The sequence below is a fragment of the Pseudomonas sp. EL_65y_Pfl1_R83 genome (assembly GCF_963970695.1).
GTDB lineage: Bacteria > Pseudomonadota > Gammaproteobacteria > Pseudomonadales > Pseudomonadaceae > Aquipseudomonas > Aquipseudomonas tritici.
This window is the reverse complement of sequence record NZ_CAXAQI010000409.1, coordinates 1-458: the sequence shown is the minus strand read 5'-3', so window position 1 is coordinate 458 and position 458 is coordinate 1. Positions and strand designations below refer to the sequence as shown.

The window sequence follows — 458 nt, the reverse complement described above, 5'->3', positions numbered from 1 at the left end:
CCGGCGAGAATGCCGGCGTGGTCGACATTGGCGATGGCCAGGCGGCGATCTTCAAGATGGAGAGCCACAACCACCCGTCCTATATCGAGCCTTATCAGGGCGCAGCGACCGGCGTTGGTGGCATTTTGCGCGACGTCTTTACGATGGGCGCGCGGCCCGTCGCCAACCTCAACGCGCTGCGCTTCGGTCGGCCCGATCATCCCAAGATGCGCCACCTCATTTCGGGCGTTGTGCATGGCATTGGCGGCTACGGCAATTGCGTTGGCGTGCCGACGGTTGGCGGCGAAGTGAACTTTCACTCCTCCTATGACGGCAACATCCTCGTCAACGCGATGACGGTCGGCGTCGCGGAGACCGACAAGATCTTCTATTCGGCGGCGTCGGGCATCGGAAATTCGATCGTCTATGTCGGCTCCAAGACCGGTCGCGACGGCATCCACGGTGCAACGATGGCGTCG

1 protein-coding gene is annotated in these 458 nt (G+C 62.4%); it reads left to right on the top strand.

The features are described from left to right. Positions 1–458 (top strand): AIR synthase related protein (locus AACY08_RS29555; protein WP_339472627.1); only part of this gene is annotated, 458 nt, incomplete at both ends.